Source organism: Pseudomonas sp. PDM14 (genome assembly GCF_014851905.1).
Taxonomy (GTDB): Bacteria; Pseudomonadota; Gammaproteobacteria; order Pseudomonadales; family Pseudomonadaceae; genus Aquipseudomonas.
This window is the reverse complement of sequence record NZ_JACVAQ010000002.1, coordinates 458272-480376: the sequence shown is the minus strand read 5'-3', so window position 1 is coordinate 480376 and position 22105 is coordinate 458272. Positions and strand designations below refer to the sequence as shown.

The following is a 22105-nucleotide window of genomic DNA, read 5'->3' as shown; positions in this document are numbered from 1 at the left end:
GGCGGTTGCGGTCTATCCATCGCCTGAGAGGAGGTCTTACATGAGCACAGCCTTCCACGATGATGTCAGCAACACCGTTTTGCGCCGCATGAAGGAGGGCGGATTCGATTTCGCCCGCGTCCATCCCATCGAGTTCTACGCCATCTTCCCGGACGAGGACCGGGCCAGAAAGGCTGCCAGTGAGTTTCGCGGTGAATCCACCAATGCGCAGGTCAGCGTGCGTGAGGACGGCGCCTGGCACCTGCAAGTGAGCAAGGTGATGTACGCCACCCATTCGGGGATCGGTGATTTCGAGCAGGATCTGGAGTCGCTGGTCACGCCCCTGGGCGGTGTGCTGGATGGTTGGGGGGTGACTCAGGAAGTCCGCATGGCCGGAGCCTGACAGCCGTCGGCAACCATCGCCGGCTGGCCCACGGGTCGGCCGGTGTCCCCTGAACTTTCCTTCTCTCGACCACCCGCGTTCAGGCGAACGTGCGGTTTTCCAGTTGTTCCAGATACGCCACCACATCCGGCGCGCCAGCCTGGCGCAGGCCTTCGCCCAGGGCGTTGGCTTCGGCCGAGCCCTTGGGCAGCAGAAGCACCTCGGGCGCTCCGGGGCTGCGCAGCAGCGACAGGCGCGCGTAGGGCAGGCCGTTGTCCAGCAGCAGCGCCATGAACGCCGGATCGGCCCAGGCCTGCACCGGCATCGCCAGCATGTGGTACTGCTGCTTGAGTTCGGCCAGGCCGTTGCGGCTGATGCGATAGCGCGTCAGCTCTGCCGGCAGGCTGACTTCCAGGCCGCGCAGGCGTGCATAGGCGATGGCGCAGGCGAAGGCTTCGCCTTGCTGCTCGGAGGCCCAGAACAGGCGGGGGCCATACCAGCTGGCCTGGCGCAATTCGATCGGTTCGGCACCGAGAAAGCGCGGCAGAGCCTGGTTGATGGTCTTGAGGAAGTCCTTGTAGCTGATGATGCGCACGTTGCGGCAGGTTTGCGTGGCGGCGAATTCCTCGAAGCTGCGGAACCCTTCGCCACTGGCACTGGGCGTGCCGCACAGGCCGTCGATCCGCAGCAGGTCGAAGTCGGCGAACAGCTGCTGCTCCTGCTCGACCACGCGCATCAGTACCGCGCGGGCAGCGGCCTTGTCTTCCTGCACCGGGCCGGACAGCGCGTCACGCGGCAGGTCGACGAGGCGGTGTAGGGGCGGGCCGTCCTGCCACCAAATGTTGTCCGCCGGCAGTGGCAACGCCTGGAAGGGCAGGCGCAGGTTGCGCGAGCGTTCGAACACCATGCGTGGCACACGTCCGCTCAGCCCCAGGCGTTGTGCCAGAGCCGTCAGACGGGATGCCAGGTTGGTTGTGGTGTCGGACAGACTCATGACCCGCAAGGTGCTCCAGGGACGTCTGTGCCAGTGTGGCAGAGCCGCGCCTGGCGCGCACTAGCAGGGACTAATTCCGCGTATGACGGTCGAAGGACGTATGGCAAAATCCGGTCAAACATTGTTGAGGTAGCCTCCATGCCCAGCCTCGTGCTGGATATCGCTTTGCCTGCAGAGCGGTTTCTTGCGGTTTATCAGGGCCGTGCCAATCGGGTGATGCTGTGGAGTCGCGACGGACGCAAGGTCAGTTTGCCGGCCCACCACCTCAAGCCGTTCCTGCAGCATGAGGGGATTCACGGCACCTTCGAGCTGGAGTTCAGTGCAGCGGGCGAGCTGCTCGAACTGCGCCGTTTGCGCTAGCGGCCTGCCTGCGGTGCGACGCCCGGGCTCCTTATTACGCTGTTGCCTCGCCGCCGGCTAGTCCAGACGGCTATAATCGCGGCCTGCTTCCCAACTCATCACCGAGCCCAATCGCCCATGTATGACGTGGCCCGCGCCCTGCTGTTCAAACTGTCCCCGGAAACCTCCCACGAGCTGTCCATCGACCTGATCGGTGCCGGCGGCCGCCTGGGCCTCAACGGCCTGCTCGGCAAGACTCCGGCCAAGCTGCCGGTGCAGGTGATGGGCCTGGATTTCCCCAACCCGGTGGGCCTGGCCGCTGGCCTGGACAAGAATGGCGATGCGATCGACGGCTTCGCCCAGCTCGGCTTCGGTTTCGTCGAGATTGGCACCGTGACACCACGCCCGCAACCGGGCAACCCCAAGCCGCGCCTGTTCCGCCTGCCGGAAGCCACCGCGATCATCAATCGCATGGGCTTCAACAACCACGGCGTCGAGCACCTGCTGAGCCGGGTCCAGGCGGCCAAATACCGCGGGATCCTCGGTATCAACATCGGCAAGAACTTCGATACCCCGGTCGAGCGCGCGGTGGACGACTACCTGATCTGCCTGGACAAGGTCTACGCCCACGCCAGCTATGTCACGGTCAACGTCAGCTCGCCGAACACCCCCGGCTTGCGCAGCCTGCAGTTCGGCGATTCGCTCAAGCAACTGCTCGAAGCCCTGCGCCAGCGCCAGGAAGACCTGGCCGCGCAGCACGGCAAGCGCGTACCGCTGGCGATCAAGATCGCCCCGGACATGACCGATGAGGAAACCGTGCAGGTCGCGGCAGCGCTGGTCGAAACCGGCATGGACGCGGTGATCGCCACCAACACCACGCTGAGCCGCGAAGGCGTCGAGGGCCTGCGCTTCGCCGATGAGGCCGGTGGCCTGTCCGGTGCGCCAGTGCGCGAGAAGAGCACGCACACGGTCAAGGTGCTGGCGGGTGAGCTCAAGGGCCGTCTGCCGATCATTGCCGCTGGCGGCATTACTGAAGGCCAGCATGCGGCCGAGAAGATCGCTGCCGGTGCGAGCCTGGTGCAGATCTATTCCGGGTTTATCTACCGCGGGCCGGCGCTGATCCACGAGGCGGTGGATGCCATCGCCGCTGCACGGGGCTAAGTGGCGCGAGAGGAAAACCGAAAGGCAATAAAAAGGGCTCCCTGAGGAGCCCTGGGCTTGCGCCCACCGCCCGGATGGGACGGTCTGGATGAAGTCGGGGTGATCCTAGTTCAGCCGACGGCGTGCAGTTCGTTGAGTCGATGAATACCGGCGGTGCCGGTCAGGCCGTCCCAGTTGTCACCACGCCCCTCGCGCCAACCGTTGATCCAGGCCTGGCGTGTGGATGCAATGGTGAATGGACACATGTCGCGAGATTTGCCGTGAACGCCGTGCTGATAGCCGCGCAAAAAAGCTCTTTCCAAAGGATCACGCTTAAGTCTTCTCATAGGGTGTTGCCCTCACTTGTTGACTGTTATGTCCTGTGGGTCCGCTGTCGGGACCAGGCAGAAACGATCTGCCGTTGGAGTCCGCTGCCGGCGTGGCGGACTGCCTGCCGAACATCATTGCGATGTCGGCCTGAGTAGATTTCTATCGAATGCATCGGGGCGTGTGAATGATCGTTTTGTCATAAGCACGTAACGCAATTGGGGTGTAGGCCATAAGGTTCCACCTATTTTTTTCTACGTTCACGCAGAGCCCCCGGCATACGGGAGTCTGAGACTTGTACAGAGGCCTTTTGCCATTGCGAACGAGTCGCGACTGGACAGGTTATTTTTTCGACGAAGGGTCGCCGCGCGACTTTCTGTCACATATTTTGGCTAGCAAGCCGCCGCTATTTGACTGGGTGACACATGTCGGACCGTTATGAACTGATCCTTACCTGCCCGAAGAGCCTGGAAGGCCTGCTCGTCGATGAGGCCGGCAGCCTCGGCCTGGAAGAGGTCCGCGAGCAGACCGCCGCTGTGCGCGGCTTTGGCAGCCTGGAAACCGGCTACCGCCTGTGTCTCTGGTCGCGCCTGGCCAACCGCGTGCTACTGGTGCTGCGCCGTTTCCCGGTGCAGGACGCCGAGTCGCTGTACCAGGGCGTGCTCGATGTCGACTGGGCCGAGCACCTGGAGCCGTCCGGCAGTCTGGCGGTGGAGTTCAGCGGCAATGGTTCGGGCATCGACAACACCCACTTCGGCGCCTTGAAGGTCAAGGATGCGATCGTCGACAAACTGCGCCAGGCCGATGGCACGCGCCCGTCGATCGACAAGATCAGCCCGGACCTGCGCGTTCACCTGCGCCTGGACCGGGGCGAGGCGGTACTCTCGCTCGACCTTTCCGGGCAGAGCCTGCACCAGCGCGGCTATCGCCTGCAGCAGGGCGCCGCGCCGCTCAAGGAAAACCTCGCCGCGGCAGTGCTGCTACGTGCCGGTTGGCCGCGCATCGCTGCCGAGGGCGGTGCCCTGGCGGACCCGATGTGCGGTGTCGGTACCTTCCTGGTCGAGGCGGCGATGATCGCTGCGGACCTGGCGCCCAACCTCAAGCGAGAGCGCTGGGGCTTCTCCAGCTGGCTGGGGCATGTGCCGGCGATCTGGAGCAAGCTGCACGCCGAGGCCCAGGCCCGCGCCGACGCCGGCCTGGCGCGCCCGCCGTTGTGGATTCGTGGCTACGAGGCCGACCCGCGGCTGATCCAGCCGGCACGCAACAACATCGAGCGCGCCGGCCTGGGTGATTGGATCAAGGTCTACCAGGGCGAAGTGGCGACCTTCGAGCCGCGCCCGGACCAGAACCAGACCGGCCTGGTGGTCAGCAACCCACCTTATGGCGAGCGCCTGGGCGATGAGGCGAGCATGCTCTATCTCTACCAGAACCTCGGCGAGCGCCTGCGCCAGGCCTGCCTGAACTGGGAAGCGGCGGTGTTCACCGGTGCGCCGGAACTGGGCAAGCGCATGGGCCTGCGCAGCCACAAGCAGTACGCCTTCTGGAACGGCGCTCTGCCGTGCCGTCTGCTGCTGTTCAAGATCCTGCCGGACCAGTTCGTCACCGGTGAGCGCCGCTCCGGCACTCAGCAGCAACAGAAGGCCGCTGCGGCCGCGCAGGCCAGTCCGGGTGAGCGCAAGGCCGCGCCGAGCGCACCGGTGGTCGAGGCCGCGCGGCTGTCCGAAGGCGGGCAGATGTTCGCCAACCGCCTGCAGAAGAACCTCAAGCTGCTGGGCAAATGGGCGCGCCGTGAGGGCATCGATTGCTACCGTCTGTATGACGCCGACATGCCCGAGTACGCCCTGGCCATCGACCTGTACCACGACTGGGTGCATGTGCAGGAATACGCACCGCCACGCTCGATCGACCCGGAAAAGGCGCAGACCCGTCTGCTCGATGCCCTGGCGGCGATTCCCGTGGCCCTTGGCGTGTCCCAGGACAAGGTGGTGATCAAGCGTCGCGAGCGCCAGAGTGGCACCAAGCAGTACGAGCGCCAGGCGGCCCAGGGCCAGTTCATGGAAGTCAACGAAGGCGGCATCAAGCTGCTGGTCAACCTCACCGATTACCTGGATACCGGCCTGTTCCTCGACCACCGGCCGATGCGCCTGCGTATCCAGCGCGAGGCGGCCGGCAAGCGCTTCCTCAACCTCTACTGCTACACCGCCACGGCCAGTGTGCATGCGGCCAAGGGCGGCGCGCGCAGCACCACCAGCGTCGACCTGTCGAAAACCTACCTGGACTGGGCGCGGCGCAACCTGTCGCTCAACGGCTTCTCCGACAAGAACCGTCTGGAGCAGGGCGACGTGATGGGCTGGTTGGAAGAGGACCGTGGCGAGTACGACCTGATCTTCATCGACCCGCCGACTTTCTCCAACTCCAAGCGCATGGAGGGCGTGTTCGATGTGCAGCGTGACCACGTGCAACTGCTGGACCTGGCGATGAATCGCCTGGCCCGCGACGGCGTGCTGTATTTCTCCAACAACTTCCGCAAGTTCCAGCTCGATGAGGGCTTGAGTGCGCGTTATGCGGTAGAGGAAATCAGCGCCAGCACCATCGACCAGGACTTCGCGCGCAATCCGAAGATCCATCGCGCCTGGCGTCTGACCGCGCGCGGTTGATGGCGCAGAGGGAGCGGCGCGGCCGCTCCCTGCTCAAGGCCGGTCAGCGGCGATAGATGTCCAGCAGGACCTGATCCAGCACGGCGGAAGCGCCCCACGGGCGCGGATCGTTGAGAATCGCCACCACCGCCCAGGTGGTGCCCTTGGCGTCACGGCTGAAGCCGGCGATGGCGCGCACGTTGTTCAGGGTGCCGGTCTTGATGTGGCCCTGGCCTTCCATGCCCGTGCGTTTGAGGCGCTTGCGCATGGTGCCGTCCATACCCACCAGCGGCATCGAGGCGATGAACTCGGCGGCGTACGGGCCCTGCCAGGCGGCCTGGAGCATGGCTGACATCTCGCGCACGCTGACGCGCTCGTCACGCGACAACCCCGAGCCATTCTCGATCACCAGGTGCGGCGCGGTGATGCCCTTGCGCGCCAACCAGCTGCGGATCACTCGCTGTGCGGCCTTGGCATCGTCCGGGTCGGCCTTGTCGCGGAAGGTCTCGCCGAGGCTGAGGAACAGCTGGCGGGCCATGGTGTTGTTGCTGTACTTGTTGATGTCGCGGATGACCTCGACCAGGTCTGGCGAGTAGGCGCGGGCCAGCAGGCGGGCGCTCTTCGGTACTTCGGCCTGGCGGTCCTTGCCGGCGATGCTGCCGCCCAGTTCCTGCCAGATGCCGCGGATCGCGCCGGCGGTGTAGGCCGGGTGGTCGAGCAGCGACAGGTAGCTCTGCCCGCTGCATCCGTCGGCCAGCTTGCCGGTGACCACCAGGGTGGTGCCGTCGAACTGGCTCACCGGGTTGAAGCGCACGTCCGGCCAGCCTGGGCACTTGGCCGCCGGCAGCGCCTTGATCTGGTTGTCGATGCGCACGTTGGCGAGCGGCGGGTCCATCTGCACACTGACCTTGCCGCCTTCGTTGCGGGTGATCATGCGCACGGCCTTGAGGTTGACCAGGAGCGAGTCGGGGCCGACCAAAAATGGCTTGTTCTTGTCGCCGCCGTCGTCGTTGAAGGTCGGTAGTTGCGGCAGGTTGAAGTGGCTGCGGTCCAGAACCAGGTCGCCGGTGACGCGCTCCACGCCGTTGGCGCGCAGGTCACGCATCAGCAGCCAGAGTTTCTCCATGTTCAGTTTCGGATCGCCGCCACCCTTGAGGAAGAGGTTGCCGTTGAGCACGCCATTCTTCAGCGGGCCGTCGCTGTAGAACTCTGTGCGCCACTGATGTGTGGGCCCGAGCAGTTCCAGGGCGGCATAGGTGGTGACCAGCTTCATGGTCGAGGCCGGGTTCACCGACACATCGGCGTTGTAGATGATGCTGGTGCCGGGGCCGTTGAGTGGTACGGCCATCAGCGACAGGCTGTTGCCGCCCAGCTTGTTGGCCTTGAGGGCCTGCTGGACCTTGGCGGGCAGGGTGTTGCTGACGGTAGCGGAAACGGAGGGGGCCAGGGGCAGAAGAAGCGTGGCGAGCGCGATGCAGCGAAGCGATTTGATCATTGGCAGAGCCCGAAAAAAGACGAGGGCGAAAAAATGTAGGACCTCGACGAGGTCGTACGGCGAATCTGAAAGTGCGGGCATTATGCCCCAAGCTCCAGCGTGGTGGGGCGCCAGGCGGCGCCGCGCGGCGGTTTTTTCCCGCGCGGGTGTCTGCGGGCAAGCGGCGGACGCGGCGAACTGCTAAAGTGCCGCCGGTTATTTACTGTCGAGTTTTTGAGGAGTGTTACATGGCCACTAACCGTTCCCGTCGTCTGCGCAAGAAACTCTGCGTCGACGAATTCCAGGAGCTGGGCTGCGAGCTGACCCTGAATTTCAACGAGGGTCTGTCCGACGCGGACATGGACGCTTTCGTTGAACAGTTCCTGCGCGACGCCGTAGAAGGCAATGGCCTGGGCTACGTCGGCGGCGACGACTACGGCTTCGTCTGCCTCGGCAAGCGCGGCTCGATGAGCGCCGAACAGCGCACCCAGGTGGAAGCCTGGCTGAAAGCCCGCAGCGAACTGAGCAGCTTCACCCTCAGCCCACTGATGGACGTGTGGTATCCGGAAAACGCCGTCAACCCGGCCTGATTTTCCCCTCGACTCCAGTCGAGGCATGGATACATGAAAAGCCCGGCTTCGGCCGGGCTTTTTCATGTCCGCAATAAAGCTGTCGCGCTAGTCGAGTCCGGCCTTGGCCAGGATCGCGGCGGTGTCCACCGTGTCGATCTGCTCGGGCCTGAGGAAGCGTTCGGCATACTGCTGGTAGATACCGCTGCGCACGAACAGGCCGAACAGCTCGGGGTCGATGTGCGCGCCGCGGCACATGCCGGCCATGATCTGCAGCGACTCGGTCAGGGTCTTGCCCTTCTTGTAGGGGCGGTCGACTGCAGTGAGTGCCTCGAAGATATCGGCGATCGCCATCATCCGTGCCGGCAGGCTCATCTGTTCGCGGGTCAGGCGTTTCGGGTAGCCGCTGCCGTCCATCTTCTCGTGGTGGCCGCCGGCGATCTCGGCGACCTGGGCCAGGTGCGGCGGGAAGGGTAGGTGGTCGAGCATACGAATGGTCTGCACCATATGCCCGTTGATGATGAAGCGCTCCTCGTTGGTCAGCGTGCCGCGGCCGATGCCGAGGTTGTACAGCTCGCCACGGTTGAGCTTGTACGCGGGGACATCGAGCTGGAAGCCCCAGGGATTGTCGGGTGCGATCAGCTCGCTGGCCGGGCGCTCCAGCAGGTGTTCGGGCTTGTCGGCAAGCAGCGCTTCCTCGACCGGCAAGGGCGCTGCCGGTGTGCGCGCCTGGCGCTGGTTCTCTTCCCAGGACACGCCGATGCGGTCATCCAGGGTACGCGTCCAGGTGCGCCCGGCGATGCTGCGCAGGCGTTCAAGGTCGGCATCGGCCATGGCTTCGCCGCCGAGGTTGCAGCGCGCGACGAAGGCGAATTCGTCGTCCAGCGCAGCCAGGGTCGCCTCGCGCAGGCTGCGCAACGCGGCGTCATCGCCCCCTTCGGCGCGGCCTTGCCAGTAATCGACCCAGGCATCGCGCTTGAGCACTTCGAAACGCATGCGGATTTCATGGATGCGGTCGTGGATGGTTTCCAGCTTGGTCGCTTTGTCGACCACGTACTCGGGTGTAGTGACCTTGCCGCAGTCGTGCAGCCAGGCGGCGATGTGCAGTGTTTCCCAGTCCTCGTCCGTTGGCTGATAGCTCTGGAAGGGCGCTTCGTTACTGTCGGCCGCGGCACGGGCGAGCATCAGCGCCAGCTCCGGTACGCGCTGGCAGTGACCGCCGGTGTAGGGGCTCTTGGCATCGATGGCGCCGGCGATGAGCTGGATGAAGGCGTCGAGCAGGCGCTTCTGCTGCTCCAGCAGGCGCTGGCTTTCGATGCACAGCGCGGCGACGCCGGAAACGGCTTCGACATAGGCGATGCGCTCGGGGCGCAGCATCTTCAGGTCATCGTCCTCGCCGGTGTCGCGGTGCAGCAGCACCAGCACGCCGAGGGTTTCGCCCTGGCGGTTGTGCAGGCCGGTGCTGACCAGGTGCACGCGCGGGCTGTCGAGGGTGTGCAGCAGGCTCTGGAAGCCGGTGGCCTGATCGAAACCGAGTGATACCACCACGCTGTCACCGCCGCCGGCGGGTTGCGCCAGCCAGGCCGGCAGGTCGGCTTGCTCACGGGTGAAGGCGGGGACGCGGTGTTCGCTGAGGTTGTGCAGTTCGGCGTTGATGAACAGGCCGTGCGGCTGCAGCTCGCCACTGCTGGCGTCGCGCAGGTAGAGCAGGCCGCCGTCGGCTTCGCTGAGCTCCACCGTTTCGCGTAGCACGCGGCGCAGCAGGGCATCGAAGCGGGTCTCCGCCGAAAGGCTGGCGGTGATGTCGAGGAAACTGGCGATGGTGTCCTTCATCTTGCCCATCGCCACGGCGAGCTGGTCGATTTCCAGCACGGGTGAGCGACCGCTGGGTGGGTGTGAGAAGTCGAAACTGCGGATCGCCTCGGCCTCGCCGACCAGCGCGCGCAAGGGTTTGACCAGCAGGCGCGACATCAGCCAGCCGAGCGGGATGCACAGCAGCAGGATGCCCAGGGTGAGTACCGCGCCCTGCCAGCGAATGCGGTAGGCGTCGGCCAGCAGCTCGTCTTCCGGCGCCAGCAGGGCCAGGCGCAACCCCTGCGGGCCGCCTTCATCGAGCTGGGTGTAGGACACCTGCCAACGGCGCTTGGCCAGCTCCATGGCGCCGCGCTTGTCCTGCTGCAGGTCGCGCTCGAACAGTTCGCCCAGCGCCGGGCTGAGCTGCTCGACCTTGGTCAGGTGCACGGTGCCGTTGCGCACCACCAGCTTGCTGCTGTCCGGGTAGGCGACGGCCAGGCCATCGGGGCGGTAAAGCACCACCTCGGTCGATGGCGTGACGCGGTGCCGGGCCAGGGTCTCGGACAGCTCGGCGAGGGTCAGGTCGGCGGCGAGCACCGTGGAGCCCTGGCTGATCCGCGCCAGGGTAGTGCCGACATCGCCGGTGGAGAAAAAGGCATAGGGCTCGGTGGTGATCTGCTCGCCATTTTCCAGCGCGCTCTTGTACCAGGGGCGGGTGCGGGGGTCGTAGCGCTCGCTGAGGTTCTGCCGGCGGCTGATCAGCTGCAGGTCGGCGTCGAAGTACTGCGACTCGGAAATCGGCCGCGCCGCGCCACTGCGGTCGATGCTCCAGACCTGGTAGGCGGCGTTGTCGGGGGCATCGAACATCTGCTTGAGGGCCGGCGTGCGCAGGGGCCGCACCATGAAGAAGTCACCGTCCTCGAACCCCAGGTACAGCGAGGACAGCTTGGGGTTGTCACGCAGTGCCTGGGCGAAGGTCGGCAGTAGGGCGAGGCGCTGGTAACCGTCGGCGGTCTGGTTGCGCTCGTTGAGGGCGAGCAGGCTGAGCAACTGGCGGATCGGCTGGTAGGTATGGCACAGGTCGGTCTCGACTTCGTTGCGCATCTGGCCGAACAGCTGGTCGCTGCTGGAGAGAATGATGGCGCTGGTCTGCCGGTAGTTGAAGATGCCCAGCACCACGCCGGTGCCGACCAGCAGCAGGGTGAACAGCACGCTGATATGGACATGGAGCGGGAATTGCCGTGGCTTGGCTTTCGCGTGCATTTGCCTCACTCCATGACTGCAAAAGGGCAGAGCCAGAGCATAGTGACGCCGCGCGATATCTGCTGGCAATACGTGCTGCGAAGGTCAGGCCGGCGGGAGCCCATTGCGGCGCTGCAGCCACTGTTCGAGACCATAGATCAGCAGTGCCACGAGCATCGCCAGAACCACGCCGATCAGGCTGTTGAGCAGGCGCAGCTGGGCCAGGTGCCAGTCCTGCGACAGGCTCTCGGCGAGCAGCACGAAACTCAGGGTCACCTGCAGCACGAACAGGCCGTAGTGGTGTGCCTGGAAGGCGCGACTGAGCAGGATCAGCGGCAGGATGGTGGCGACCATCAGCGGCGGGCTCTGCAGGCTGTGACCGAGGTAGATCAGCAGCACGGCGGCGCACAGGCTGCCCATGCTGGCCTGCAGAGCGCGCACCAGGCTGACCTGAAACTCCAGGCGCAGGGTGCCGATCACCGCCAGGGTCAGCCAGTAGCCACGCGGCAGGCTGGCGAGGTTGACGATCAGCCCCGCGCCCGCGCAGGCCAGGGTGCAGCCGAGGGCGTGCAGGCGCCAACGTTGCTGTGGCATGCGCCGGGCATGGCGCTTGAGCACTTTGAGAATGCTCACGAAGCGCGGCATGTGTGGCCACATGCGCAGGCCGTGCAGGCCACGCAGGCCGAAGGCGAGCAGGGCGACCCAGAGGCCGCCGAGGATGAACAGCGCAGCCACAGCATCGGCATTCTTCAGGCTGCCCATGCCGTACTGGCCCTGGCCGAGACACAGACAGACCGCGAGGCCGATACCCAGCTTGCCGGCTTCGGTGCCGAAGCGTTGCAGCCAGGCGAGGAGGAACCCGTACGCGGCGAAGATGCCGAGGCTGAGCAGGGAATGATCCGCCGCCCAGAACCCCAGCCCGGCACTGCAGGCGCCGAGCAAGGTGAGCAGCAGCAGGCGGAGCATGCCGAAGCGGTGCAACGGGTTGGCCTGGGCGGCCTGGAAGGCGCCGGCCGAGGCCCAGAGAAACCCCGGGTGACCGCTGAACAGACCGAGCAGCAACGGCAGTGCGCAGCCGATCCCGGCGACCATCGCCGGGCCCCAGGCCGGAGGGCCCGCGTGCCAGGTGAAGACCTCGCGCAGCAGCGCCTTCATCGGCTCATACCGGGCTGGAGCGGCCGGTCATTTCCCGGGCCATCTCGGTGGCGTAGTTGTCGGTCATGCCGGCGATGAAGTCGATCATGCGCAGGAACGAGCGATGCAGCGGCCAGTCTGGGTCTGGTGCGTAGTGGCCGAGCAGATCGATGATGCGCCGGTTCTTGAACGACGGTGTGCGCCCGCCATGCTGTTCCAGCGCGGCGCCGCAGAAGGCGTTGAGGAGAATTTCCAGGGTGGTATAGGCGCCGATTTCATGCAGCGTCTTGCGCTTGTCCTGGAAAATCTTCTCCCGCGCCAGGCCCTTGGCCTGCTGCACGCAGTGCTTGGCCGGGCCATGCATGTGCTCGACCAGGTCGCCCTCCAGGGCGCCACGCAGCAACGCCGGCTGCTGGTTGACGAAGGCCTCGGCGGCGGCGTTGGTCAGGTGTTCGATGGCTTTGCCGCGCAGGATGGCCAGTTTGCGTCGGCGCGAGTCCTGCGGGCCGAGCTGGCGATAGGTTTCCGGAATGTCGTCGCCAACCAGGTCGAGGAGCAGCGCTTCCACCTCGCTGTAGTCGAGCAGCTCCATTTCCACACCGTCTTCCAGGTCGATCAGGCCGTAGCAGATGTCGTCTGCCGCCTCCATCAGGTACACCAGCGGATGGCGCGCCCAGCGCTGCTCCTCGAGCTGCGGCAGGCCGAGCTTGCCGGCGATCTGTTCGAGCAGGGGCAGTTCGCTCTGGTAGCAGCCGAACTTGTGCTTCTTGTAGCCCAGGGCCTCGGCGTGGCGGGCGGTCCAAGGGTACTTGAGGTAGGTGCCGAGGGTCGCGTAGGTGAGGCGCGTACCGCCGTCGAACTGGTGGTATTCCAGCTGGGTCAGGACGCGAAAACCCTGGGCGTTGCCCTCGAAGTTGAGGAAGTCGGCACGCTCGGCATCGCTCATCGCATCCAGCCAGCCGCGCCCGGCAGCCTGCTGGAACCAGTAGCGGATGGCATCCTCGCCGGAGTGGCCGAATGGCGGGTTGCCGATATCGTGGGCCAGGCAGGCGGATTGCACGACCACGCCGAGGTCGACCGGGTCGCACCAATCCGGCAGCTCTTCGCGGATCATTTCGCCCACGCGCATGCCCAGCGAGCGGCCGACGCAGCTGACTTCCAGCGAGTGGGTCAGGCGGGTGTGGATGTGATCGTTGCTGGAGACCGGATGAACCTGGGTCTTGCGGCCCAGACGGCGGAAGGCGCCGGAAAAGATGATGCGGTCATGATCCTTGTGAAACGGGCTGCGACCGAGTTCGTCAGTGCTGTGCACGGGTTTGCCGAGACGTTCGCGGGTAAGCAGTGTTTGCCAGTCCAAGGGCTGTCCTCGCCGAGTGGGGTGCGCCTAGCTTCGTGCCTGGCGCGCATCACCGCAAGGGGCGTGGCGCTCAGGGCGGCGGATTCGACCGCTCGGGCAGGCGACCGGTGGCATTTGCCGGGGCGTAGGAAGTTTGTGATCACAATGATATCGTCGGGCCATCGCGTACATAAAAAAGAGAATCGACGTGATTTCAGGTGCAGCTCTGCACGAGGACCCGCATCAGCGTTTGCGCATCCGCCGCTTCCTGATGAGCGTGGCCATGTACTTCCTCAGCGCCGTGCCACAGGGCGTGTCGTTGATCAACGGCATCTCGCCGGCCTGGGTCATGTACGTCTGGGCCGGCTACGCGATCGTCTTCAACCTCGGCTTCTACCTGGCCTTCCGCACCAACTTCAACCTGCGTTTTCGCGACCCCAGCCTGACCGTGGCGCAGATGGTGGTGGCCATTGCCCTGGTGCTGTTCACCCAGGTGTATGCCGGCCAGGCGCGCGGTGCCTACCTGGTGGTGCTGCTGATCATCACCGTGTTCGGTTGCTTCAAGCTGCGCACGCGCCAGCTGTTCACCCTCAGCCTGCTGACCATTCTCGCCTACGGCCTGACCATCCCGCTGGTGCGCCAGGTCGAGGGTGAGTCGTTCAACCTGGCGGTGGAAATCATCCTCTGGTGCAGCTTCTCGACCTTCCTGCCGTTCATTTCCATCCTCGGCGGCAGCATCAGCGAGCTGCGCAAGAAACTGGTGTCGAGCAACGCGCAGTTGCAGGAGGTACTGCAGCAGGTCACCGAACTGGCGACCCATGACGAACTGACCGGTGCCTACAACCGGCGCTACCTGCTGGAAATGCTCAACCACGAGAAGAACCGCACCGACCGCGGCGGCGGGGGATTCTGCGTGTGCCTGTTCGACCTTGACCACTTCAAGCGAGTCAACGATACCCACGGCCACACGGCGGGGGATGTGGTGCTGAAGACCTTTGCCAGCACCGTCGAGCCGTTGCTGCGCAGCACCGACTTCTTCGCCCGCTACGGTGGCGAGGAGTTCCTCCTGTTCCTGCCGCAGACCTCGCTGGAGATGGCCCAGCACTGCATCCGGCGCATCCAGGAAGGGCTGGCCGGCACCGCCTACGAGGGGCTGCCGGAGGGCTTTCGTATAACTGCCTCGATTGGCGTCGCGCAGTACTACCTGCAGGAAAATATTCCGCAATTGATCGAGCGCGCCGACAAGGCCCTGTACCGGGCCAAGCAGAACGGCCGTGACCGCATGGAGCTGGCCTCGTTCGCTCGGCCGGTACTGCTCAAGTAGGCGCGGCTAGAGCCCGGCGGCGTCGATGTCGAGCAGCAGCAGGCGCCGGCCGTTGCCGGTGAATTGCCCGGCCGTCAGGCAGTACTGGTTGGTGGTGGCGTCGCGGTAGGTGCTCGACAGGGTCAGGCGCCGTTCTTCCCAGCCTTCGGCCAGCAACTGGTAGAAATAGGGCCGCCACGACCAGTTGTGGCCCAGGTAGCGCGGGTCTTCCTCCCAGCCTTTGCCGTTCCACTCCAGGTTGGGCGTGAGCTGCGTGCCGTGGCGGTCGCACTGGTAGATGCGCAGCAGCCACGGGTACTCGCCAGGGTGCGGCAAGTGCTGGGTGCTCGATTCGCCATCGGCCCAGCTCTTGAGCTTGCCCATGAGTTCGGAGAGCTGCTGACGCAGGGCCATCAGCCGCGCACGCTCGGCGAGTTTGCCCTGCACGTAGCGGTCGCGCAGGCTGGCGAAGCGGGCGACGAAGGCATCGGCGGCGAAGAACTCCAATTCCGGTTTGGCGAACAGGAAACCCTGTACATAGCGCGCGCCGCATTCGAGGGCGAAGTCGAGTTCGGCTTCGGTTTCCACGCCCTCGGCGATGATCCAGCAACCGGTCTTCTCGGCCATTTGCGCCAGGGCCTTGACCACTTCGCCACTCGGCCCGCCACGCGCGGCTTCCTGGAACAGGCGCATGTCCAGCTTGAGGATGTCCGGTTGCAGGGCCAGCACGCGGTCGAGCTGCGAATAGCCGGCACCGAAGTCGTCGATGGCGATGCGGGCGCCGGCCTCGCGATAGCGGGCCACTACTTCTGGCAGTTTCTGGCTGCCACCGCCCAGTTCGGTGATCTCGAACACCACGCGTTCCGGCGGCACGCCACTGCGTTCCAGCTGCTTCAGGCTCGGCAGCGCCTGGTTCGGCCGCAGGCGGCTGATCCAGCGTGGCGAGATATTGATACTGAGGAACCAGTCGGCTGGCGCTTCATGCAGGCGGTCGAGGGCGTTGTCGCGGATCTGCCTATCGAGGCGGCGCAGGATGGAAGGCGAGACTTTTGGATCGGTGAACAGAGGGCCTACCGACAACAGCCGCCCATCGTCCTGGCGTAGTCGGCCCAGGGCTTCGATTCCGGCGATGCGGCCGGTGGCGGTGTCGATGAAAGGCTGGAAACTGGCAAGGGGTTGCCCGTTGATCACGGCCGATTCCTTAAACTGCTGAATAGGAGGGCCGGGGCGCGCCCGGCCGATCCTTTCAGGTTTGCAAGAATGCGGCCATTTCCTGTCCGGTCAGCGATGTTTTTCCATCACCGTGGTTTCGCTTCTGCTCGCTTGCAGGCTGCGCACGATGGGGTACAGCGCCAGCCCGGTACGCGCCAGACGGCCGAACGTGCCGAGACGTTTGCCGAACAGGGTGAGGAACAGCCCCGCGGCAATCATCACCGGTGTCTTGGCTGCACTGGACGAGCGGGAATGGCCAATGGCCTGGCCCGACGTGGCCCATTGCTTGAGATGCTGCAAGGGGTTGGTCACCGGCTGCGCGTGGTAGCGCAGCTGCTGACGATTCAACTCCATGCGCAGGCGCACGAGGTCCTTGCGCATCTGGCGGCGGGCCGAACTGGACAACGTTTCACTCATGGCAGTCGCTCATTCATGGCAGTAGGCGCTCGCGGTTGCGAGCCAGCTCTTCGACGGTGGCGTGGAAGGGCGATTCACCCTTGCGAGCCAGGTCCACGGTGCGGATCACGCTGACCGCTAGCGCGATGGCGTAGACCAGGCAGAGCCCCAGGGCAGCCTGCAGACGATAGGTGTCCCAGAAGACGATCAGCACCAGGGTGGAGATCGCCAACAGCACCAGCAGGCCGAATATCAGGCTCAGCCCGGAGAAGATGAACAGCTGGAAGGTGCGCGACTTCTCCTCCTGGAATTCGATCCCGAGGAGTTCGAGATGGCCTTGCAGAAGGCTGACGGCGGCACCACCGAGCTTCTTCAGCGACGGTCTGGGTGCTTCTGGTCCTGGCTCGGTGGTGTCATCCATGCCGGCCTCCCTTAGCGACGGCCCGCGAGCAGTCCGAGGAGGAAGCCGACGCTGGCCGCGATGCCGAGGGTTTGCCACGGGTGCGAGTGGACATACTCCTCGGTGGCTTGTACCGCGGCGCGACCCTGTTCCTGCAGCGTCACCTCGGTGTCCTTGAGCATGTCCTTGGCGCGACTCAGGTTTTCGCTGATCTTGGCGCGCAGCTCGGTAGCCTGGGCACCGGCCACTTCGGCGGTCTGGCTGAGCAGGCGCTCGGTGTCGCCGATCAGGGCATGGAATTCAGCGGAGAGCGCGGTCTGCGCTGCACGCAGGTTGCGCTTGTGCTCTTCCTTGTCGATGCCGCGGGTGACCTCTTCGCCCAGTTCGGCGGCGGTAGGGGTGCTGGAAAAATCGCTGATCGGTTTTTTTTGCACAGTCATGGCGCTCTCCTGATGTTTCCGGGGACGGATTGACGACTCTCAGGTTTCGAGCCAGAGCCTCCGACGATGGTTCCAAGTATTTGCACGGCGCGGGCTGGTACAGCTTTTGCTGCAATCTGGTGCGTTGCGATCCGTTCGCGCTCTTTGAGGGCGCAAGCGGGGCGCGACCAGTCTGGATTCAACCGCTCTAGCGCGTTGAAAACAATCAATAAAAATCGTGAGCGAAGCGTTTTCGTTGAATCGCTGCTTTTTCTTGGGGCACGAGCGCCAGGCTGAAAAGCCTGGTGTGGCACCGAGGTGGTGCGATTGAGCGAGGTCGAGATCGCTTTTGGTGCTTTTTCTGCCGAGGCCCTGATGGAAAACCTCAACAGTGCCGTGGAAACCCTGATCCACGGCTCCAACACGCTGTTCATCCTGCTTGGCGCGATCATGGTGCTGGCCATGCACGCCGGTTTCGCCTTTCTCGAGGTGGGTACCGTCCGCCACAAGAACCAGGTCAACGCCCTGTCGAAGATCATTTCCGACTTCGCCGTCTCGGCGCTGGCGTACTTCTTCATCGGCTACTGGGTCGCCTACGGGGTCAACTTCTTCGCACCCGCCGCGCAGCTCACCGCCGGCAGCGGTTATGCGCTGGTGAAGTTCTTCTTCCTGCTGACCTTCGCCGCGGCGATCCCGGCGATCATCTCCGGCGGCATCGCCGAGCGCGCACGGTTCGGCCCGCAGCTGTGCGCGACGCTGCTGATCGTGGCGTTCGTTTACCCGTTCTTCGAAGGCCTGATCTGGAACGGCAACTTCGGCCTGCAGGCCTGGTTGACCGAGCGCTTCGGCGCGGCGTTCCATGACTTCGCCGGTTCGGTGGTGGTGCATGCGGTCGGTGGCTGGCTGGCCTTCGGCGCAGTCATCCTGCTGGGCCGCCGTGACGGACGTTATCGTGATGGCCGGCTGGTGGCGTTCGCGCCGTCGAACATTCCGTTCCTCGCCCTGGGCTCGTGGATCCTGATCATCGGCTGGTTCGGCTTCAACGTGATGAGCGCACAGACCCTGGGCAGCATCAGCGGCCTGGTGGCGGTGAACTCGCTGATGGCCATGGTCGGCGGCACCATCACCGCGCTGGTAGTCGGGCGCAACGACCCCGGATTCCTGCACAACGGTCCGCTGGCCGGGCTGGTGGCGATCTGCGCCGGTTCCGACCTGATGCACCCGATTGGCGCGCTGGTCACTGGCTGCATCGCCGGTGCGCTGTTCGTCTGGGCGTTCACCGCGACTCAGGTGCGCTGGAAGATCGACGACGTACTGGGCGTGTGGCCGCTGCATGGCCTGTGCGGTGTGTGGGGCGGCATCGCCTGCGGCATTTTCGGCCAGCAATACCTGGGCGGTATCGGCGGCGTCAGCCTGATCAGCCAAGTGATCGGTACCGGCCTGGGTGTGATGGTCGCGCTGGTCGGCGGCTTTGCCGTGTATGGCGTGCTCAAGTTGAGTGTGGGTATCCGCCTGGATCAGGAGCAGGAGTACTACGGTGCCGACCTGTCGATCCACAAGATCGGCGCTACGGCGCAGGACTGAGCCCGGCACAGTAAAAAAGGCACGATGGTCGTTGCAGGGTGCGCCTGAGCGAACAGGTCAGCGTCAGGAACGCCAATGAAAAAGCCCGCCGATTGGCGGGCTTTTTCTTGGGCGCTGCAACCTCATGGCGGCTGCAAGAGCGGCCGGTATTACCAGATCGGCAGGGTGTCCGATGGTTCCCACGCTCCTGCGTGGGAATCTGATCCAGGGACGCTCCGCGTCCCACAGACGCAGAGCGTCTGCAGCCGCGTTCCCACGCGGAGCGTGGGAACGATCAAGCGATCAATGGCGCACCCTTCGATGGGTTGAGCGCACATGTCTGCGTCAGGAAAACGCCAATAAAAAAGCCCGCCAATTGGCGGGCTTTTTCTTGGGCGCTGCAACCTCATGGCGGCTGCAAGAGCGGCCGGTATTACCAGATCGGCAGGGTGTAGCTGACGATCAGGCGGTTTTCGTCCAGGTCATTGCCGAAGGTGGAGCGGGTGGTCGCGTTGCGCCATTTGATGCCCAGATTCTTCATCGGGCCGTCCTGGAACACGTAGGCGATGTCGGTGTTGCGTTCCCATTCTTTGCCATCGGCGACGCCGGCGCCCAGGTCGACGTTATCGCCGCTCAGGTAGCGGGTCATGAAGGTCAGGCCGGGAATGCCGATGCTGGCGAAGTTGAAGTCATAGCGCGCCTGCCAGGATTTCTCGTCCTTGAAGGCGAAGTCGCCGATCTGCACGTAGTTGACCAGGAACGGGTCGGTGCCGCCGATGTAGGCGTAGCCGGTGTCGCCGCTCATCTTCTGGTAGCCGAGGCCGAAGGAGTGGCCGCTCAGGGTATAGGTGAACATCGCACCCAGCGCCTTGTTGTCGACGTTGGTGGTGCCGTCGTCGGTGGAGCGGGCGAAGCGCAGGTCGGACTTCAGGCTCTGGCCTTCGCCCAGCGGCAGCACGTGCACGGCGTTGAGGATGTGCTGTTTGTAGAAGTCTTCCAGTTCGCCGTAGTTGTAGCTGGTGGTCAGCTGGCTGTTCCACTTGTAGCTGGCGCCGGCGAAGTTGAACTCGTCGCTGGTCACGCCGGCGGTGCCGGTGATGCCACGGCCGGTACCGCCGGTCATGGTCATGGCTTCGTGGTCGGACGAGTCGCGCTGGTTGACGCGGCTCAGCTGGCCGGCGTCGAGGGTCAGGCCTTCGATCTCGGCCGAATTCAGCCAGCCGCCCTGGAAGCTCTGCGGCAGCAGGCGCGAATCGTTGGAGCCAACTGTCGGCAATTTCGGCATCAGGGTGCCGAGCTTGAGAACGCTGTTGGAGGCCTTCAGCTTGGCGGTCACGCCGAAGTCGCCGTAGTCGTCCTGGGCGCGGCCGGTTTCGCGGTCCAGCTGCAGGACACCGGTACCGGTGCTGCCGCGGCCGGAGTCGAGCTTGATGCCCAGGGTGCCGATGGCATCGACGCCGACGCCGATGGTGCCTTCGGTGAAGCCGGATTCGTAGCGCAGGATGAAGCCTTGTGCCCAGTCTTCCGCCTTGCTGCGCAGTTCACCGCCCTTGCCCGGGATGGCCGGTGGATTCGGGCCCCCGTCCTGGCGGAAGTCGCGGTTCATATAGAAGTTGCGCAGTTCAATGCCGGCTTTGCTGTCCTTGATGAAGTCCGCGTGCGCCATGCCTGGCAGGGTGAGGCTGGTGCCCAGTGCGGCAAGAGCCACGCTGCGGGCGAGAAGAGACTTGCTCATTGTTATTGTTTCCTCGGCTTGGGGTTGCAGGGCGGATGGGCCACCCTGTTGCCAGACCGTTGAAAGCGAGGGCAACGGTCTGTTACAGCGGCATGACTAAAACATTTCGTAACGTCCAACACCTTTAGACATTGGTCGAGTTACGAGGCCGTCATTGCACCCACTGCGGGAAGTAGCCTAGCTGGCGATGCACGGCTTCGTCGTGGGCGGGGACCACGCGCAGGTTCGGCTGTTGCAGCAACAGGTCGTGCACGGTCTGCAACTGCTCACGGGTGCGTTCGCGGTCGTTGTCGACCATGTTGCGGCTGATCCAGAACTTTTCCCGCGGCCCGGTAAAGCCTTCCAGGCGCCAGCTGGCATCGCCGGTGAAGAAGAAACGCCGGCCGTCCTCCAGCGTCAGGAACAGGCCGACCGAGCCTGGCGTGTGCCCATCGAGCGGCACCATGACCAGGCTGCCGTCGCCGAACAGGTCGTGGCTCGCGGCAAAGCCCATGAACGGCTGCGACTCATAGCTGAACGGCACCCATTTGATCGGATGGCGGAACTGGCTGGGCAGCACCGCCGGCGGCGTGGAAATCTGGCTGAACTCGATCTCTTCATACGGTGCCCACACCGGCACCTCGGGAAAGTCCACCAGGCCCGAGGCGTGATCCCAGTGACTGTGGGTAAGCAGGATGCGGTCAACGCGGATGCCGGCACGCTCGAGCTGGTCGCGCACCGGGGTCACCGCGCCGTACTGCAGCAGCGGCTTGTCCCACCAGGGCATCTCGCTCTGAAACTGCTTGTCGACCTGGCGCCCGAGCGAGGTGTCGAGCAGCAGGGTGGCAGCGTGGTGCTCGATCAGCACCGCGACATGGTTGGCGACGACCTTCTCGGTCCAGGCGCCATCCTCGACGGTGAACGCGTCGCGGGTTTCGGTTTCTGCGGTTTTCACCAGCGCGAAGCGGATGCCGGCGGCGAAGCTGGGCAGGCTGAGCAGAATCAGGAGCAGGGCGACGACGGCACGCATGATGGTTCTCGTGGGAAGAAAGTGCCTGGATATTAGACAGACAGGTCTGTATATTTCAAGCGGCAATTCGCCACCACAGTGGAGCCGTCCCGAACGGCTGCGCATAATGGCCGCCCGTGGAGGACCCCCAATGGCTTCGAACAAACGCGAGCAGCTGATCCTGACCGCCCAGGCGCTGTTTTCCCGCGAGGGCTATCACGCCACCGGCATCGACCGCATCCTGGCCGAGTCTGGCGTGGCCAAGATGACCCTGTACAAGCACTTCAAGTCCAAGGACGAACTGATCCTCGCCGTGCTCGACATGCTGCAGGAGGGCACGCTGCAGCAACTCGCAGTGATCCGCCAGCAACTGCCGCCGCGCGAGGCGCTGCTGCGCACCTTCGATGGCTTGCACCTGTGGATCCATCAGGACGGTTTCCGCGGTTGCAGCTTCGCCAACGCCACCGCTGAGTTCCAGGACCGCACACACCCGATTCACCGCCAGGCGGCGCTGTTCAAGGCGGCATCCACTGCGCATTTCCATGAGCTGGTGGACGCACTGGGCGTGGCGCAGCCCGGGGCGCTGGCCCTGCAGCTGCAGTTTCTACTGGAAGGCGCGATGAGCATGGCCCACGTGCAGGGTCCGGGCGATCAGGCGCTGATCGCCCGCGCGGCCGCCGAGGTATTGCTCGCCGGTGCACAGACGGCTGCTGCGTAGTCCTGACCGACATGATGTGTGCCTT

Annotated in this window: 20 protein-coding genes; 8 read left to right on the top strand and 12 right to left on the bottom strand. The window is 64.7% G+C overall.

Going from position 1 to position 22105, the window contains the following annotated elements:
- The first annotated feature begins 40 nt into the window (after window positions 1-40).
- Window positions 41-382 (top strand): ribonuclease E inhibitor RraB, encoded by a 342-nt coding sequence (locus IB229_RS14855; protein ID WP_192330288.1) that lies wholly within the window; start codon window positions 41-43, stop codon window positions 380-382.
- A 79-nt stretch (window positions 383-461) separates the two neighbouring features.
- Here IB229_RS14855 and IB229_RS14850 read toward each other — a convergent pair whose 3' ends face one another.
- Complete coding sequence (locus IB229_RS14850) at window positions 462-1355, bottom strand: DUF6685 family protein (protein WP_192330286.1); 894 nt, start codon at window positions 1353-1355, stop codon at window positions 462-464.
- A 138-nt stretch (window positions 1356-1493) separates the two neighbouring features.
- Here IB229_RS14850 and IB229_RS14845 point away from each other — a divergent pair, with 138 nt between their 5' ends.
- Window positions 1494-1715, top strand: coding sequence for a DUF2835 domain-containing protein (locus IB229_RS14845; protein WP_192330284.1), 222 nt, complete (start codon window positions 1494-1496; stop codon window positions 1713-1715).
- A gap of 117 nt (window positions 1716-1832) precedes the next feature.
- Complete coding sequence (locus IB229_RS14840; protein WP_192330282.1) at window positions 1833-2855, top strand: quinone-dependent dihydroorotate dehydrogenase; 1023 nt, start codon at window positions 1833-1835, stop codon at window positions 2853-2855.
- Window positions 2856-2965: 110 nt separating this feature from the next.
- Here IB229_RS14840 and rmf read toward each other — a convergent pair whose 3' ends face one another.
- Entirely contained in the window at window positions 2966-3181 is a 216-nt protein-coding gene (gene rmf / locus IB229_RS14835) for a ribosome modulation factor (RefSeq protein WP_192330280.1), read from the bottom strand.
- Between the two features lie 405 nt (window positions 3182-3586).
- On the opposite strand from rmf, the gene rlmKL reads away from it, so the two are divergent.
- The gene (gene rlmKL, locus IB229_RS14830; RefSeq protein ID WP_192330278.1) at window positions 3587-5818 is read left to right on the top strand and encodes a bifunctional 23S rRNA (guanine(2069)-N(7))-methyltransferase RlmK/23S rRNA (guanine(2445)-N(2))-methyltransferase RlmL; all 2232 of its coding nucleotides are present in this window, start codon (window positions 3587-3589) and stop codon (window positions 5816-5818) included.
- Window positions 5819-5861: 43 nt separating this feature from the next.
- Here the strand turns inward: rlmKL and dacB are convergent, their stop codons facing one another.
- Window positions 5862-7292: a D-alanyl-D-alanine carboxypeptidase/D-alanyl-D-alanine-endopeptidase gene (dacB, locus tag IB229_RS14825; RefSeq protein ID WP_192330276.1), complete on the bottom strand. Its 1431-nt coding sequence runs from the start codon at window positions 7290-7292 to the stop codon at window positions 5862-5864.
- Window positions 7293-7519: 227 nt separating this feature from the next.
- On the opposite strand from dacB, the gene IB229_RS14820 reads away from it, so the two are divergent.
- Complete coding sequence (locus tag IB229_RS14820; RefSeq protein WP_192330274.1) at window positions 7520-7861, top strand: YggL family protein; 342 nt, start codon at window positions 7520-7522, stop codon at window positions 7859-7861.
- Window positions 7862-7948: 87 nt separating this feature from the next.
- On the opposite strand, the gene IB229_RS14815 is transcribed toward IB229_RS14820, so the two are convergent.
- From IB229_RS14815 to IB229_RS14805, 3 genes are all read right to left on the bottom strand, one after another.
- A complete protein-coding gene (locus IB229_RS14815; protein ID WP_192330272.1) occupies window positions 7949-10897 on the bottom strand; it encodes an HD domain-containing phosphohydrolase in 2949 nt (982 codons plus the stop codon).
- A gap of 84 nt (window positions 10898-10981) precedes the next feature.
- Entirely contained in the window at window positions 10982-12031 is a 1050-nt protein-coding gene (locus tag IB229_RS14810) for an FUSC family protein (RefSeq protein WP_192330270.1), read from the bottom strand.
- Window positions 12032-12035: 4 nt separating this feature from the next.
- Window positions 12036-13367: a deoxyguanosinetriphosphate triphosphohydrolase gene (locus IB229_RS14805; RefSeq protein ID WP_192330268.1), complete on the bottom strand. Its 1332-nt coding sequence runs from the start codon at window positions 13365-13367 to the stop codon at window positions 12036-12038.
- Window positions 13368-13554: 187 nt separating this feature from the next.
- Between IB229_RS14805 and IB229_RS14800 the strand changes: the two genes are divergently transcribed.
- Complete coding sequence (locus IB229_RS14800; RefSeq protein ID WP_192330266.1) at window positions 13555-14670, top strand: GGDEF domain-containing protein; 1116 nt, start codon at window positions 13555-13557, stop codon at window positions 14668-14670.
- 6 nt (window positions 14671-14676) lie between these two features.
- Here IB229_RS14800 and IB229_RS14795 read toward each other — a convergent pair whose 3' ends face one another.
- From IB229_RS14795 to IB229_RS14780, 4 genes are all read right to left on the bottom strand, one after another.
- Complete coding sequence (locus IB229_RS14795) at window positions 14677-15840, bottom strand: EAL domain-containing protein (RefSeq protein ID WP_192330264.1); 1164 nt, start codon at window positions 15838-15840, stop codon at window positions 14677-14679.
- 90 nt (window positions 15841-15930) lie between these two features.
- Window positions 15931-16278, bottom strand: coding sequence for a hypothetical protein (locus tag IB229_RS14790; protein ID WP_192330262.1), 348 nt, complete (start codon window positions 16276-16278; stop codon window positions 15931-15933).
- A gap of 13 nt (window positions 16279-16291) precedes the next feature.
- Window positions 16292-16678 (bottom strand): phage holin family protein, encoded by a 387-nt coding sequence (locus IB229_RS14785; RefSeq protein WP_192330260.1) that lies wholly within the window; start codon window positions 16676-16678, stop codon window positions 16292-16294.
- A gap of 11 nt (window positions 16679-16689) precedes the next feature.
- Complete coding sequence (locus IB229_RS14780; RefSeq protein WP_412547802.1) at window positions 16690-16989, bottom strand: DUF883 family protein; 300 nt, start codon at window positions 16987-16989, stop codon at window positions 16690-16692.
- A gap of 462 nt (window positions 16990-17451) precedes the next feature.
- Here IB229_RS14780 and IB229_RS14775 point away from each other — a divergent pair, with 462 nt between their 5' ends.
- Window positions 17452-18660, top strand: coding sequence for an ammonium transporter (locus IB229_RS14775; protein ID WP_192331584.1), 1209 nt, complete (start codon window positions 17452-17454; stop codon window positions 18658-18660).
- 412 nt (window positions 18661-19072) lie between these two features.
- On the opposite strand, the gene IB229_RS14770 is transcribed toward IB229_RS14775, so the two are convergent.
- Together IB229_RS14770 and IB229_RS14765 are read right to left on the bottom strand one after the other, a co-directional pair.
- The gene (locus IB229_RS14770; protein WP_192330256.1) at window positions 19073-20374 is read right to left on the bottom strand and encodes an OprD family porin; all 1302 of its coding nucleotides are present in this window, start codon (window positions 20372-20374) and stop codon (window positions 19073-19075) included.
- Window positions 20375-20525: 151 nt separating this feature from the next.
- Window positions 20526-21383: an MBL fold metallo-hydrolase gene (locus IB229_RS14765; RefSeq protein ID WP_192330253.1), complete on the bottom strand. Its 858-nt coding sequence runs from the start codon at window positions 21381-21383 to the stop codon at window positions 20526-20528.
- Between the two features lie 130 nt (window positions 21384-21513).
- Here IB229_RS14765 and IB229_RS14760 point away from each other — a divergent pair, with 130 nt between their 5' ends.
- Complete coding sequence (locus tag IB229_RS14760) at window positions 21514-22080, top strand: TetR/AcrR family transcriptional regulator (protein ID WP_192330251.1); 567 nt, start codon at window positions 21514-21516, stop codon at window positions 22078-22080.
- Window positions 22081-22105: the final 25 nt, after the last annotated feature.

What these genes read in the sequence shown, in the direction of transcription:
- rlmKL (WP_192330278.1), top strand. Translation starts at nt 3,587, where the DNA reads ATGTCGGACCGTTATGAACTGATCCTTACCTGCCCGAAGAGCCTGGAA.
- IB229_RS14760 (WP_192330251.1), top strand. Translation starts at nt 21,514, where the DNA reads ATGGCTTCGAACAAACGCGAGCAGCTGATCCTGACCGCCCAGGCGCTG.
- IB229_RS14815 (WP_192330272.1), bottom strand. Translation starts at nt 10,897, where the DNA reads ATGCACGCGAAAGCCAAGCCACGGCAATTCCCGCTCCATGTCCATATC.
- dacB (WP_192330276.1), bottom strand. Translation starts at nt 7,292, where the DNA reads ATGATCAAATCGCTTCGCTGCATCGCGCTCGCCACGCTTCTTCTGCCC.
- IB229_RS14765 (WP_192330253.1), bottom strand. Translation starts at nt 21,383, where the DNA reads ATGCGTGCCGTCGTCGCCCTGCTCCTGATTCTGCTCAGCCTGCCCAGC.
- rmf (WP_192330280.1), bottom strand. Translation starts at nt 3,181, where the DNA reads ATGAGAAGACTTAAGCGTGATCCTTTGGAAAGAGCTTTTTTGCGCGGC.
- IB229_RS14845 (WP_192330284.1), top strand. Translation starts at nt 1,494, where the DNA reads ATGCCCAGCCTCGTGCTGGATATCGCTTTGCCTGCAGAGCGGTTTCTT.
- IB229_RS14770 (WP_192330256.1), bottom strand. Translation starts at nt 20,374, where the DNA reads ATGAGCAAGTCTCTTCTCGCCCGCAGCGTGGCTCTTGCCGCACTGGGC.
- IB229_RS14775 (WP_192331584.1), top strand. Translation starts at nt 17,452, where the DNA reads ATGGAAAACCTCAACAGTGCCGTGGAAACCCTGATCCACGGCTCCAAC.
- IB229_RS14790 (WP_192330262.1), bottom strand. Translation starts at nt 16,278, where the DNA reads ATGAGTGAAACGTTGTCCAGTTCGGCCCGCCGCCAGATGCGCAAGGAC.
- IB229_RS14850 (WP_192330286.1), bottom strand. Translation starts at nt 1,355, where the DNA reads ATGAGTCTGTCCGACACCACAACCAACCTGGCATCCCGTCTGACGGCT.
- IB229_RS14840 (WP_192330282.1), top strand. Translation starts at nt 1,833, where the DNA reads ATGTATGACGTGGCCCGCGCCCTGCTGTTCAAACTGTCCCCGGAAACC.
- IB229_RS14785 (WP_192330260.1), bottom strand. Translation starts at nt 16,678, where the DNA reads ATGGATGACACCACCGAGCCAGGACCAGAAGCACCCAGACCGTCGCTG.
- IB229_RS14820 (WP_192330274.1), top strand. Translation starts at nt 7,520, where the DNA reads ATGGCCACTAACCGTTCCCGTCGTCTGCGCAAGAAACTCTGCGTCGAC.
- IB229_RS14810 (WP_192330270.1), bottom strand. Translation starts at nt 12,031, where the DNA reads ATGAAGGCGCTGCTGCGCGAGGTCTTCACCTGGCACGCGGGCCCTCCG.
- IB229_RS14855 (WP_192330288.1), top strand. Translation starts at nt 41, where the DNA reads ATGAGCACAGCCTTCCACGATGATGTCAGCAACACCGTTTTGCGCCGC.